Raw genomic sequence first — 13,091 nt, forward strand, 5'->3', positions numbered from 1 at the left:
TCAGACACTACATGCCGGTCAACTGAGGGGCCCGACATGGCCGATACCACCGGATTTCTGTTGCTTGAACGTGACGGCCTGCCGGACGATCTGCACTGGCTGGTCGAAAAATTTCCGCGCGAGGACTGGCAGGCGCATGCCAATATCCACGGCATAGCCAATATGTGGCTGCAGCGGCACGACATGTTCCGCGAGCTTGGCGGCATGCTCACCAATGGTATCGGCGATTATCGAGAAAGTAGGCTGAACGCGCCGGAATTCGCGCGCTGGTTCGCGCCGCGCCTCAACCATTTCCTCGGCAATCTCGACGGCCATCACAATGTCGAGGACCATCATTATTTCCCGGTCTTCGCCAGGGCCGAGACCCGTCTGAAGCGCGGCTTCGAGATTCTCGATGCCGATCACCACACAATCCATGAGGGACTGGAGCGCAATGCCGAGGCGGCAAATGCCTTCATCCGCACGCTTCAGGAGAGCGAAGACAAACAGCGTTTCGCCGCCGATGCCTATGCCGACGAGAACGGCCGGTTGATCGCCATGTTGACCCGGCATCTTGCCGACGAGGAAGACCTGATCATTCCGCTGATCCTCGAGAAGGGTGATCGTGCGCTCGGCATTGATTGACGATGATTGACGATCAGCTTCCCTTGTGGAGTTCCTTCTTGGCGACGATATGGGCCGCGAGCCAGCCGAGGATGGCCACAACGAGGCCGATTGCCAGAGCGATCAGTAATCGCTCGTGACGAGCCAGCGCTTGGCCGACGATGTGCTCCGCGCCCAGCCCGAAGACATAACCGACAGTGCAGAACAGTGCCGCCCAGACCACCGATGAGATGGCGTTGAGGATGACGAAGCGCGCCGCCGCAATGCCCGACAGCCCGGCGGCGATGCCGCCGACCAGGCGGAGGCCATAGATGTAGCGGTTCGACAGCACGAAAATGTTGGGATGAGAGGTGACAAGGCGGTAGGCGTGGCTGAAGCCCGGCCGGGCTCGGAGCCTGATCACGAATTTATGGTCGGCGAAGCTCCGTCCCAAGATGAAGAAGAACGTGTCGCCACCGAAGGCGCCGAGCGCGGCTGCGAGAAACGCCTGCCACGGGATGAAGACATGCTGATGCGCAAAAAAGCCGCCAAGAATTGCGGCGCTTTCGCCCTCTGCGACGCAGCCCAGAAAAACCGCGACCAATCCATATTGCTCAATGAGACGATGGATGACTTCCGTCATGAAGACGTTCGCTGCTTCGACAGAATGTCGTCGATGCGCTTCATCTGCTCGGCCAGCCGGGCGATCTCGTCTCGCATGCCGATGATCTGGCTGTGGCGCAGTTCGTCGAGCTTTTCGTGTAACGCCATGATCTCGATCTCGGCCTTGAGATTAACCTCATAGTCGTGGGCGGCGTCGATTCGATCGCGCTCCGTCTGGCGGTTTTGCGCCATCATGATCACTGGCGCCTGCAGGGCAGCAACCATGGAAAGCACGAGATTGAGGAAGATGAAGGGATAGGGATCGAAGGCGGCGCGCGACAAGAGCCAGACATTGCCTGCCGTCCACAGGATCAGGAAGCCAATGAATGCCAGGATGAAGGACCAAGAGCCGCCGATCCGGGCGATGGTGTCGGCCAGGCGATCTCCAAACGTCTGGTGAAAGGCGACGGCCTTGTTGGTGTCCTTGGAGATCGTGGTGCGCTCGAGCGTAGATTGCAGTACCCGGCTTTCGAGCGCGCTGAGGCCGTCCGGCTTTCGCTTCAGCCAGCGGCTTGCCAGGTCCTCGATCGTTTTGTTCATCGTCGCCTCCGTCGTCCGCGATGAGGTAGACGCTGCCGGTTCCTATGGGAAGTGGTAGATTGACGCGATGGGGTCAGGAAACAATGGTGGATTTTCAGAAAATTCGCGCCCGTGCAGCGAAGCGCAAAGGCGGTGAGGCAGCGCTGACGTCGCTGCTGGGTCCTATGCCCGACAATGCCGCGGTGGCAAAGATTACGGACGACCGGATCCTGTCGACCATGGCCGAGCGGGTTTTTGCCGCCGGCTTTGTCTGGCGCGTCATCGAGCAGAAATGGCCGGGTTTCGAGGAAGCATTTCTTGGCTTCGAGCCGAAGCGGCTGCTGTTCCAGCCTGACGATTTCTGGCACGATCTCACATTCGACAAGCGCATCGTCCGCAATCCGCAGAAGATCAAATCCGTACGCGACAACGCAGCCTTCGTCGAGCGCGTGTCGAAGGAGCATGGCAGCTTCGGCAAGTTCCTGGCCAATTGGCCGGCGGATGACCAGGTCGGATTGATGGCCTATCTCGGCAAGCATGGCAGCCGGCTCGGCGGCAATACCGGCCAGTATTTTCTGCGCTGGCTGGAGTGGGACGCCTTCATCGTCTCGGCCGACATGGCGGCAGCGCTGCGCGACGCCGGGCTCGACCTCGCGCAGAGCCCGACATCGAAGAAGGACCTGGACAAGATCCAAGTACAGATAAACGCCTGGGCGGCGGAAACCGGGCTGCCGCGCCGGCACATTTCGCGCATTCTGGCAATGTCGATCGGCGAGAACCATCCGCCGGAAGCCTTGCGCGAATATATGGGCGAATAGGATCGACTGTTTGGTCCAAACGAACGCCATTGCCCGACGAATTTTGCCGCGCTAAACCCACGGGCATGATAGACAAGACCGCTCCAGACATATTGCGCATCGCCGTCGCCCAGCTCAATCCGACGGTCGGCGACGTCGCCGGCAATCTTGCCAAGGCACGCGAGGCGAGGGCGGATGCCGCCCGCCAAGGCGCCGACCTCGTGCTGTTTACCGAGCTTTTCCTTGCCGGCTATCCGCCTGAGGATCTGGTGCTGAAGCCTGCCTTCCTGAAGGCCTGCGAGCGGGCGGCGGAGGATTTCGCCGGCGATACCGCCGACGGCGGCCCGGGTTTCGTCATCGGCACGCCGTTGAAGCGCAAGACCGGCACGCACAATTCGATCATCTTTGCCGACGGCGGCAAGATCCTTGCCGAACGCTACAAGCTCGATCTGCCGAATTACGGTGAGTTCGACGAGAAGCGCGTCTTCCAGGCCGGCCCCGAGATCCAGGGGCCGGTCAATTTCCGCGGCGTGCGCGTGGGAGTGCCGATCTGCGAAGATATCTGGGGCGAGGTTGCCGTCTGCGAGACGCTGGCCGAAAGCGGCGCGGAAATCCTGCTGGTCCCGAACGGCTCGCCCTATTACCGCGGCAAGGTCGACGTCCGCCACCAGATCGTTATCCGCCAGGTCATCGAATGCGGACTGCCGATTATCTATGCCAACCAGCTTGGCGGTCAGGACGAGCTGGTTTTCGATGGCGCATCGTTTGCCATAGGTTCTGACAAGACGCTGGCCTTCCAGATGAGCCAGTTCGAGGAGACGGTCAACGTCACCACCTGGAAGCGAAAGAATGACATCTGGGTCTGCTCTGACGGACCGATGTCGAAAATCCCGGAGAAGGAGGAGGCCGACTACCGCGCCTGCATGTTGGGCCTGCGCGATTACGTCAACAAGAACGGCTTCAAGAATGTCGTGCTCGGCCTCTCAGGCGGCATCGATTCGGCGATCTGCGCGGCACTTGCCGTCGACGCGCTCGGCGAGGAACGGCTGCGCGCCGTGATGATGCCTTACCGCTACACTTCGAAGGACTCGCTCAAGGATGCCGAGGACTGCGCCCGCGCACTCGGCTGCCGCTACGATATCGTGCCGATCTTCGAGCCGGTCGAAGGTTTCCTGCACGCGCTGACGCAGCTTTTCGAGGGCACCAAGGAAGGTATTACCGAGGAGAACCTGCAGAGCCGTGCACGTGGCACTATCCTGATGGCGATTTCCAACAAGTTCGGCTCGATGGTGGTCACCACCGGCAACAAAAGCGAGATGTCGGTCGGCTACGCGACGCTCTACGGCGACATGAATGGCGGCTTCAATCCGATCAAGGATCTTTACAAGATGCAGGTCTATGCATTGTCGCGTTGGCGCAACGCGCATGTGCCGCCGGGTGCGCTCGGTCCGTCCGGCGAGGTGATCCCGACCAACATCATCGACAAGGCGCCCTCGGCGGAACTGCGAGAGAACCAGATCGACCAGGATTCGCTGCCGCCCTATCCAGTGCTCGATGACATATTGGAGTGTCTGGTCGAGAACGAGATGGGCGTCGACGAGATCGTTGCGCGCGGCCATGACCGGGCGACGGTGGCGCGTGTCGAGCACCTGCTTTACGTCGCAGAATACAAGCGCCGGCAGGCGGCGCCCGGCGTGAAGATCACCAGGAAGAACTTTGGCCGCGACCGCCGTTATCCCATCACCAACCGGTTCAGGGATCGCGGGTAGGCCATTGGCCTGCGTAACGGTTTAGCCATGGCCAACCTTGAAATTAGCTTTGACCTGTCGCGGATCGACTTCCGGGCGACATCCGACATTTTGAAGGCGAGCTATTGGGGCAGCGGCCGCAGCGATGAACTGCACCGCCGCGCTTTTGCCAACTCACTGTGCGTCGGCGCCTATGTCGGCGGCAATCAGGTCGGCTTCGGCCGGGCGATCACCGACCGTACGGTATTTGCCTATCTCGCCGACATAATTGTCTGGCCCGGGTATCGCGGACAAGGCATCGGAACCCGGCTTGTCCAGGCGCTTATCGACCACTCGGACGTCAAGACGGTCACGCATTGGAGCCTGTCGACCAACGACGCCCATGCGGTTTACGAGAAGCTCGGCTTCAGGCCTTCCACCGATGGCCGCTATATGCGCCTCGACCGTATCCCGGCAACCTGAACAGAGGCAGCGCACAACCCGCGATTGTTGCAAAATCGTCTTACTGCTTGGACCAGATGCGCTTTTGGCTATCTACTGACTTGGCGCGGCGTTGAGGCGTCTCTATAAACACCTCTCCGCGATTCCCCTTCAGGAGGAACCGAATGCCAGGATTTGACATCGTTATGCGAGGCTGCGAAGCCTAGGTCTTGGTCAGTGCGCCGCGAGATAGCCTCGCGGCAAGGCTGAACCGAGGCAGGTATTTCGCCGCTGCCGGTCGCCGCCCCTCTACAGGGCCGCCAAATACGCCAAACCTCCGCATCTCCGGGCGCCAAACGGCGCCGACGCGGTTTTTCAATTTCTACTTTCGTGGGATCGGGCTCGTTTGCGCCCGAATGACATCATGACTCGTTTTCGAATAGATTTGCGCGCGGGCGCCTTTCGCAGCGTTCTTGGCTTCACGCTCAGCCATTGGCGGTGTCAGCCGTGGCGGCTTGCCGGCATTATGGGCACATTCCTGCTGTCGACCTTGGCCGACGTGCTGACGCCGCTCTATTCCGGCCGGCTGGTGGATGCCGTCGCCAGCAGTGCTGCGGCCGACGATGTTGCGTGGAACGCGGCGACAGCGGCCTTTTCGATGCTGGTGGCCCTGGCGCTCACCGGTGTCGTGCTGCGCAATCTCGCCTTCATGGCCATTGTCGAGCTGACGTTGAAGATGATGGCGGATATCGCCGCCGACGCCTTCCACCGCGTCCAGCGCTTCTCCACCGACTGGCACGCCAACAGCTTCGCCGGATCGACGGTGCGCAAGATAACGCGCGGCATGTGGGCGCTCGACCTGCTCAACGACACGATCCTGATCGCGCTGCTGCCATCGGTCGTCATGCTCGTCGGCTCGACGCTGCTGCTTGGCTGGTTCTGGCCGCTGATGGGTGCTGTCGTCGCCACCGGTTCGGTTCTGTTCATCGCGGTGACGACGATGCTGTCGCTTGGCTATGTCGCGCCCGCGGCAAGGCTTGCCAATGCGTGGGATACACGGCTTGGCGGCTCGCTGGCCGACGCGGTGAGCTGCAACGCCGTGGTCAAGGGTTTTGGCGCCGAGGAACGCGAGGAGACGCGGCTTGCCGAGGTCGTCGCCAAATGGCGCGGTCGCACGCGCCGCACCTGGATGCGCGGCACCGTCAACGGCACCACGCAAGGGACGATGCTGCTGCTTTTGAGGGCAGCGGTCATCGGGTTCTCCCTGCTGTTGTGGTCGTGGGGGCAGGCGAGCGCCGGCGATGTCGCCTTCGTGCTGACCTCATTCTTCGTGCTGCAAGGCTATCTGCGCGACATCGGCACACATATCCGCAATCTGCAGCGCTCGATCAACGACATGGAGGAACTGGTCGACTTCCAGTCCGAACCACTCGGCATCGAGGATCGGCCCGGAGCCAAACCGATCCGGATCACCGATGGCCGTATCACCTTCGACAATGTCACGTTCCACTATGGCAGCCACCGCCTGCCGCTCTATCGCGACTTTTCGGTGGACATCGCGCCGGGCGAACGGGTTGGGCTGGTTGGCCATTCGGGCTCCGGCAAGACGACATTCGTCAAGCTGATCCAGCGCCTCTACGACGTGACTGCGGGCAATATCCTGATCGACGGCCAGGATATTGCGAATGTGGCGCAGGCGTCGCTGCGCGCGCAGATCGCAATCGTCCAGCAGGAGCCGATCCTGTTTCACCGGTCGCTGGCCGAAAACATCGCCTATGCTCGGCCGGCCGCCACGCAGGCCGAGATCGAGCACGCGGCGCGATTGGCCAGCGCGCATGACTTCATTGCCAATTTGCCGAAAGGCTATGGCACGCTGGTCGGCGAGCGTGGCGTAAAGCTATCAGGTGGTGAGCGTCAGCGCGTTGCAATCGCACGCGCCTTTCTTGCCGATGCGCGCATTCTCATCCTGGATGAGGCAACGTCGAGCCTCGATTCGGAATCGGAGGTGCTGATCCAGCAGGCGATGGAGCGGTTGATGGTCGGCCGCACGACGCTGGTCATTGCCCACCGGCTGTCGACGGTGCGGGCGCTGGACAGGCTTTTGGTGTTCGATCGCGGCCGCATCGTCGAAGAGGGCTCGCATGACCAACTGATCCGGCTGCAAGGCGGCATCTACCGCCGGCTGTTCGAACGCCAGGCGCTTGAACTGACCAAAGGCCTGGTGATCTGACGGTTGCGGTGCCGCGCGTCTTGATAGACGTGCGGCGCTGCAGTCTTTTCTTCGCCTTTGTCATGTTCTATGTCTGCCGCCGAGCGCGGGGGCGCGTCTTGTCAACAGCAAAACCATCCGGTACGCCCCGCTCATGACAGTTACCGTCCGTTTCGCCCCGTCACCGACCGGCCGCATCCATATCGGCAATGCGCGCACCGCTTTGTTCAATTGGCTGTTCGCCATCAAGAACAAAGGCCGCTTCATCCAGCGCTTCGACGACACCGACGTCGCCCGTTCGACGCAGGAGTTTTCCGACGCTATCCTATATGACCTGCATTGGCTGGGCATCTTCCCCGATGCCACGGAGTACCAGTCGCGGCGGGTCGAAATCTACGATGCCGCACTGGAGAGGCTGAAGGAGGCGCGCCTCGTCTATGCTTGCTATGAGACGCCTGAAGAGCTCGACCTGAGGCGCAAGGTGCGCCGCACGCGTGGCCTGCCGCCAGTCTATGGCCGCGAGGCGCTGACGCTGGCACCCGAGCAGGTGGCGGAATATGAGGCCGATGGCCGGCGGCCGCACTGGCGCTTTCTGCTGCCCAACTTCAGCAGCGATCCGCTACAGCCGGAGCGCACCGAAATCCACTGGAACGACCTGGTGCGCGGCGAAGAGACCGTCGACCTCGCCTCGCTTTCAGACCCGGTTCTGCGGCGTGAGGACGGCACCTACCTCTACACATTGCCTTCGGTTGTCGACGACATCGACATGGGCGTCAGCCATGTCATTCGCGGCGACGACCACGTCACCAATACCGGCGTCCAGATAGCCCTGTTCCGAGCACTTGGCGCGGAGCCGCCGGTGTTCGGCCACCACAATCTCCTGACAACGGCATCAGGCGAGGGACTTTCGAAGCGCACCGGCGCGCTGTCCATCCAGAGCCTGCGTGAGAGCGGCATCGAGCCGATGGCGATCGCTTCGCTGGCGGTGCTCGTCGGCACCTCGGAAAACGTCGTGGCGGTGCCAACGATGGCCGAGCTAGTCGAGCGCTTCGATCCGGCTGCAACATCGAAATCCGCCGCCAAATTCGACCCGGACGAACTCTTCGTGCTCAACCGCACGCTGCTGCATCACATGCCGTTTTCCGAGGCGCGCGACCGGCTGATCGTGCTCGGCATCTCCGGCGAACAGGCCGAGTCTTTCTGGCTGGCCGTGCGCGGCAATCTCGACAGGCTGGCCGATGCGGCGATCTGGTGGCGTACGCTTCGAGACGGTCCAGAGGAGCCGGCGGAGTTTTCCGACGAGGACCGCGACTTTCTTCGCCAGGCATTCGAGTTGCTGCCGGAAGAGCCTTGGAACGGCACCGTCTGGAAGGACTGGACGGGCAAGATCCGAGCGGCGAGCGGCCGTAAGGGCAAGGCGCTGTTCATGCCGCTCAGGCTGGCGCTTACGGGACAGCCTTCGGGTCCGGAGCTTGCAGATCTGTTGCCGCTGCTGGGTCGGGAAGGAACGTTGGCCCGACGACCCTGACCTTGCGCTGCTCCGGCGGCGGCAGCGATGTCGGCGAGGGCACAGGTTTGACAGCAAGGCGTCTGATCGCCCCACGGTCGAGGCCGTCTTGCGCATTGGCCAACGACTCCGGGTCGGCGCCCGGATCAGGCCTGGCAACCGGCAGCGGAATGAACGGGGTACTCTCTACATTCGCCTCGGATTGTTCCCGGGTTGGCGGGTTGCCGGCGATGATCTCGAAATTCTGCGCGGCGTTGCAGCCGCAGGTCGGCGGCCGCGGCATGTCGGATTGCTTGTAGAGGTAGGCCGTCGGCAGTTCGATATAAGGCCTGCCCGTCACCGAAGACGTCATCGACGCCGAATCGCTGTTCACGCCGCGCGTGTAGAAAACCTGCATCTCGGTGCCGGGGCAGCTCGATTCGCAATTCTTCTGATCGCGCTCGAAATCGCCCAGCGAGGCAGCATTCGACATCGGGAAGAAATAGCCGTCGCAGGTGCGCACACACATGGTGCGGAATTCGCCTTGGGGCTGGCCCATGTCGGCGCTGTTGAGCACGGTGCGGATGTTGCCCGGCTGGCTCAGTTCTTCAGCCTGGTCGGCCTCTTCGGGCTGACTGCCCAAAAGCTGGTCGAGCAGGTTTCGCTTGCCGTTTTCACGGTTGGCTTCGCGGACCGGCGGGGGCGTCGGCGCCGCCGCATCATCGCGGCAGCCATTGGCGTCAAGCAACGTCAATATGCGCGCACGATCACGTCGCGAACCACCGCCGGCAAGGTCGCCGCGCTTGGCCTGCAGGGCGTCGAGATTGGCTGCCATGCGATCGATGGTGGCGTCGAGTGCTGCGCATGCGTTGGCGTTGCGGCGAGACAGCGAAAAGCCGCAGCCGGCGCTGCTGGCCTGCCTGACGGCCTTTGAAATCTGCTGGCGCTGCCGGACGATTGCGTCGTCATATTTCCTGAGCAATGCCGGTTTGCCGCCGCCACCACGAGAAGCGGCGGCAAGATCGGCTTCAAGCTGGCGGCAGAGGCGGGAAGCGGCCTGTGCCTGAGTGGCGGCAATGCCGCACAGCACCACGGCGCCGAGCAGCGCAGCGGCCCGCGTCAGCTTCCAACTTGCGCCCGTCATCCCTCCGGAACTCCGACTGCCTGTCGTTCAGAAAGCTACCGCGCTTGCGGTTAACCGTTTGTTTAGCATACCGCCGATTCCGCCTTCAGCCCAAATCGGCGATGGCTTGCGCCTTGTGCGCGGCTTCGATCACGACCGGTGCTGTCATATCGACTACGCCACACGACATATTCGGAAAGAGCCAGATCCGCGACATCCTGGCGTTGCACGAAAAAAGGCGTATTCGCCCAGAAGAATGCCCGGATCCAGCAATGCCCGGAGGCTTGGCATGACCGCGATTACCCGTCGAGCCGCACTGCAATTTGGTCTTTTGTGCCTGGCGATGCCGGTTGCCTTGGCGCAGGAAAAGCCCATCACGCCGGATTGGGGTACCAAATTGGTCGAAGCTGCCCGTGGGCAGATCGGCGTCACCACACTCTACGATCCGACCTATACACGCCTGGCCTATCCGGGCGGGGACGTTGGGCCCGAGCGGGGTGTTTGCACGGATGTCGTGATCCGTGCCTATCGCCGCGCCTTCGATCTCGACCTGCAAAAATTGGTGCATGAGGATATGCGGGCCAATTTTGCCGCCTATCCGAAGGGTTGGGGCCTGAAAGCGCCGGACCGCAACATCGACCACCGCCGTGTGCCCAATCTTGCGGTCTATTTCGAGCGGCGCGGTGCCACCTTGCCCGTCAGCCAAGACCCCGCCGATTATCGGCCTGGGGATCTCGTCGCCCAGATGCTGCCCGGCAATCTGCCGCATATTGCCATCGTGTCGTCCAATCGCTCCACATTGGTACCGACAAGAAGACTGGTCATTCACAATATCGGCGGCGGCGCCAGGGAAGAGGACACTTTGTTTGCCTTCAGGCAGACAGGGCATTTCCGGTTCAAGCCAGTCTGAGAAAGCCCGCGGCTATCCCAGTTCGACGATGGCTTGCGCCTTATGCGCGGCTTCGACCACTGCCAGTGCGGTCATGTTGACGACGCCGCGCGAGGTGACCGACGGCGTCAATATGTGCGCCGGGCTGTCGGTGCCGAGCAGGATCGGGCCGACATGCAGCGCGTCCATCATCGTGCGCAGCGCGGTCAGCGTGATGTTCGCCGAATCGAGATTGGGGAACACCAGCAGATTGGCTTCGCCCTTCAGCCGCGAATGCGGATAGACGCGCTGGCGCAGCTGCTCCGACAGTGCCGAGTCGGCATGCATCTCGCCGTCGCATTGCAGGTCGGGCGCGATGCGCGCCAGGATCGCCGCCGCCTGCCGCATCTTCATGGCGCTTGGCGAATCGCGGGAGCCGAAATCCGAATGCGAAAGCAGGGCTGCCTTGGGCTCGATGCCAAAACGCTGAATCTCCTCGGCCGCCAGAACGGTCATCTCCGCAATCTCCTCGGCGGTCGGATCGACGGAGACATGGGTATCGGTGAGGAAGATGATGCCGCGCTGCGAAATCAGCATGGAAAGCGTCGACAGGTCGCGATCCCTAATGCCGGCGCGTGGCCCGATGATCAGCGTGACGTTGCGCAAATGGCGCTCGAAACGGCCCTCAAGGCCGCAGACCATGGCGTCGGCGTCGCCGCGCTTCAGGGCAAGGGCGGCGATCACCGTATTGTCGGTGCGCACCATGGTGCGTGCCGCTTCCGTAGTCACCCCACGGCGGCCGGCAAGCTCGATCAAAAGGTCGACATAGTGGCGGTAACGCGGATCGTCTTCCGGGTTGATCAGGCCGAAATCGACGCCCGGCTTGATGCGCAGCCCATAGCGTTTCAACCGCACGTCGATGACGTGCGGGCGGCCGATCAGGATCGGTTCGGCAATGCCTTCCTCGAGCACGACCTGCGCGGCGCGAAGCACGCGCTCGTCCTCGCCGTCGGCATAGATGACGCGCTTGGCGCTCGACGTCTTGGCCATCGAGAACACGGGCTTCATGACCAGGCCGGAGCGGAAGACGAAGCGGTTCAGCTTGTCGATATAGGCGGCGAAATCGGTGATCGGCCGGGTCGCGACGCCGGTCTCGCAGGCCGCCTTGGCAACGGCGGGGGCAATGCGCAGGATCAGCCGCGGATCGAAAGGCGAGGGGATCAGGAACTCCGGGCCGAAGATCGGCGTCTCGCCGGAATAGGCGCGCGCGGCAACGTCGGACGGCTCTTCGCGGGCAAGCGCTGCGATCGCCCGAACGGCGGCCATTTTCATCTCTTCGTTGATGGCACTTGCGCCGCAATCCAGCGCGCCACGGAAGATGTAAGGAAAACAGAGTACGTTATTGACTTGATTGGGGAAATCGGAGCGGCCGGTGCAGATCATCGCATCGGGTCGCGCCGCCCGTGCCGCTTCCGGCATGATCTCGGGATTGGGGTTGGCCAGCGCCAGGATCAGCGGCTTTGGCGCCATGTGGTGCAGCAATTCCGTCTTCAGCACGCCGGCGGCAGACAGGCCGAGAAACACGTCGGCGCCGGGCAGAACGTCGGCCAGCGTGCGCGCCTCGGTGTCCTTCACATAGGGGTCTTTCCAGCGGTCCATCTCCTCGACGCGGCCCTTATGGGCGACCCCGAACCGGTCGGTGACCCAGATGTTTTCGACCCGCGCGCCGAGCGAGACCAGTAGGTTGAGGCAGGCAAGCGCCGCAGCACCGGCGCCCGACGTGACGATCTTGATGTCCGCGATGGACTTGCCGGCGAATTCCAGCCCGTTGAGCACGGCGGCGGCGACGATGATGGCGGTGCCGTGCTGGTCGTCATGGAAGACTGGTATGCCCATGCGGGCTTTCAACTGCTCCTCGACCTCGAAGCATTCGGGCGCCTTGATGTCTTCCAGGTTGATGCCGCCGAAGGTTGGTTCCAGCGCCGAGATCGTCTCGACCATGCGCTCGATGCCCGGTGCGTCGATCTCGATGTCGAAGACATCGATGCCGGCGAACTTCTTGAACAGCACCGCCTTGCCCTCCATCACCGGCTTGGAGGCGAGCGGACCGATGTTGCCGAGGCCGAGCACCGCCGAACCGTTGGTGACAACGCCGACCAGATTGGCACGGGCTGTATAGTCGGCGGCGGTTGCCGGGTCGTCGCGGATTTCAAGGCAGGGGGCGGCGACCCCCGGCGAATAGGCAAGCGCCAGGTCGCGCTGATTGCCCAGTGGCTTCGTCGCCTGGATTTCCAGCTTTCCGGGACGGGGGTGCTTATGGAAATAGAGCGCTGCTTCGTCGAGGTCGGATCGAGCCGCCTTCTTGCTTTCGCCTGTCATGACGGCCGCCTCCTCAGTTCAGTCCGTTTGATGTTTTGAGTCTCTTAGCATGCAGCCGAGGCTTTTCGAGAGGTGATATGTCGCAAGCGCGAGCTTACGGCTTGCACCGCCCGCCGGCCTGTACGGTCTGCCATTGAAATGTTGGGGCGATAGGCGCGTTGCTGGAGCGAGCTGCGAGCCGAATGTCTGCTTCAGGTGGATAGTGTTGAAGAAGTCGGCGATGAAGCCGTGGATCCACTCGCACCGAAGCGTCTTGATTAAGGTCGACGCGACCTCCTCGCCTTAAGTGGCTCGGAC

The 13,091-nt window shown here is 62.4% G+C and carries 11 protein-coding genes; 7 read left to right on the forward strand and 4 right to left on the reverse strand.

What is annotated here, in order from left to right; translation table 11 throughout:
- Nucleotides 1–36: 36 nt before the first annotated feature.
- On the forward strand, nt 37–624 hold the full coding sequence (locus NKH30_RS27355) for a hemerythrin domain-containing protein (RefSeq protein WP_352816417.1): 588 nt from the start codon (nt 37–39) through the stop codon (nt 622–624).
- A gap of 13 nt (nt 625–637) precedes the next feature.
- Here NKH30_RS27355 and NKH30_RS27360 read toward each other — a convergent pair whose 3' ends face one another.
- The gene (locus tag NKH30_RS27360) at nt 638–1,225 is read right to left on the reverse strand and encodes a DedA family protein (RefSeq protein WP_352502473.1); all 588 of its coding nucleotides are present in this window, start codon (nt 1,223–1,225) and stop codon (nt 638–640) included.
- Nucleotides 1,222–1,785 (reverse strand): DUF1003 domain-containing protein, encoded by a 564-nt coding sequence (locus NKH30_RS27365; RefSeq protein WP_352997552.1) that lies wholly within the window; start codon nt 1,783–1,785, stop codon nt 1,222–1,224. The genes NKH30_RS27360 and NKH30_RS27365 overlap by 4 nt, the downstream gene beginning before the upstream one ends.
- 83 nt (nt 1,786–1,868) lie before the next feature.
- Between NKH30_RS27365 and NKH30_RS27370 the strand changes: the two genes are divergently transcribed.
- The 5 genes from NKH30_RS27370 (at nt 1,869) to gltX (ending at nt 8,466) form a co-directional block, all read left to right on the forward strand.
- A complete protein-coding gene (locus NKH30_RS27370) occupies nt 1,869–2,582 on the forward strand; it encodes a DNA-3-methyladenine glycosylase I (protein ID WP_352502474.1) in 714 nt (237 codons plus the stop codon).
- A 65-nt stretch (nt 2,583–2,647) separates the two neighbouring features.
- On the forward strand, nt 2,648–4,330 hold the full coding sequence (locus NKH30_RS27375) for an NAD+ synthase (RefSeq protein WP_352997553.1): 1,683 nt from the start codon (nt 2,648–2,650) through the stop codon (nt 4,328–4,330).
- A 27-nt stretch (nt 4,331–4,357) separates the two neighbouring features.
- Nucleotides 4,358–4,771, forward strand: coding sequence for a GNAT family N-acetyltransferase (locus NKH30_RS27380; protein WP_352613798.1), 414 nt, complete (start codon nt 4,358–4,360; stop codon nt 4,769–4,771).
- Nucleotides 4,772–5,153: 382 nt separating this feature from the next.
- Nucleotides 5,154–6,959 carry an ABC transporter ATP-binding protein gene (locus NKH30_RS27385; RefSeq protein WP_352613797.1) on the forward strand — a complete coding sequence of 602 codons (1,806 nt, stop codon included), beginning with the start codon at nt 5,154–5,156 and terminating at the stop codon, nt 6,957–6,959.
- 133 nt (nt 6,960–7,092) lie between these two features.
- A complete protein-coding gene (gene gltX / locus NKH30_RS27390; protein ID WP_352471740.1) occupies nt 7,093–8,466 on the forward strand; it encodes a glutamate--tRNA ligase in 1,374 nt (457 codons plus the stop codon).
- Here the strand turns inward: gltX and NKH30_RS27395 are convergent.
- Nucleotides 8,384–9,568, reverse strand: coding sequence for a DUF2865 domain-containing protein (locus tag NKH30_RS27395; protein WP_352925272.1), 1,185 nt, complete (start codon nt 9,566–9,568; stop codon nt 8,384–8,386). The genes gltX and NKH30_RS27395 overlap by 83 nt on opposite strands.
- Nucleotides 9,569–9,836: 268 nt before the next feature.
- Between NKH30_RS27395 and NKH30_RS27400 the strand changes: the two genes are divergently transcribed.
- Nucleotides 9,837–10,457, forward strand: coding sequence for a DUF1287 domain-containing protein (locus NKH30_RS27400; RefSeq protein WP_352997554.1), 621 nt, complete (start codon nt 9,837–9,839; stop codon nt 10,455–10,457).
- A gap of 12 nt (nt 10,458–10,469) precedes the next feature.
- On the opposite strand, the gene NKH30_RS27405 is transcribed toward NKH30_RS27400, so the two are convergent.
- Entirely contained in the window at nt 10,470–12,794 is a 2,325-nt protein-coding gene (locus NKH30_RS27405) for an NADP-dependent malic enzyme (RefSeq protein WP_352997555.1), read from the reverse strand.
- Nucleotides 12,795–13,091: the final 297 nt, after the last annotated feature.

The organism is Mesorhizobium sp. M1273, assembly GCF_040318195.1.
In the GTDB taxonomy this organism is placed as follows: domain Bacteria; phylum Pseudomonadota; class Alphaproteobacteria; order Rhizobiales; family Rhizobiaceae; genus Mesorhizobium.

Coding starts and splice junctions, on each gene's coding strand:
- NKH30_RS27405 (WP_352997555.1), bottom strand. CDS start 12,794: ATGACAGGCGAAAGCAAGAAGGCGGCTCGATCCGACCTCGACGAAGCA.
- NKH30_RS27385 (WP_352613797.1), top strand. CDS start 5,154: ATGACTCGTTTTCGAATAGATTTGCGCGCGGGCGCCTTTCGCAGCGTT.
- NKH30_RS27365 (WP_352997552.1), bottom strand. CDS start 1,785: ATGAACAAAACGATCGAGGACCTGGCAAGCCGCTGGCTGAAGCGAAAG.
- NKH30_RS27400 (WP_352997554.1), top strand. CDS start 9,837: ATGACCGCGATTACCCGTCGAGCCGCACTGCAATTTGGTCTTTTGTGC.
- NKH30_RS27380 (WP_352613798.1), top strand. CDS start 4,358: ATGGCCAACCTTGAAATTAGCTTTGACCTGTCGCGGATCGACTTCCGG.
- gltX (WP_352471740.1), top strand. CDS start 7,093: ATGACAGTTACCGTCCGTTTCGCCCCGTCACCGACCGGCCGCATCCAT.
- NKH30_RS27355 (WP_352816417.1), top strand. CDS start 37: ATGGCCGATACCACCGGATTTCTGTTGCTTGAACGTGACGGCCTGCCG.
- NKH30_RS27370 (WP_352502474.1), top strand. CDS start 1,869: ATGGTGGATTTTCAGAAAATTCGCGCCCGTGCAGCGAAGCGCAAAGGC.
- NKH30_RS27375 (WP_352997553.1), top strand. CDS start 2,648: ATGATAGACAAGACCGCTCCAGACATATTGCGCATCGCCGTCGCCCAG.
- NKH30_RS27395 (WP_352925272.1), bottom strand. CDS start 9,568: ATGACGGGCGCAAGTTGGAAGCTGACGCGGGCCGCTGCGCTGCTCGGC.
- NKH30_RS27360 (WP_352502473.1), bottom strand. CDS start 1,225: ATGACGGAAGTCATCCATCGTCTCATTGAGCAATATGGATTGGTCGCG.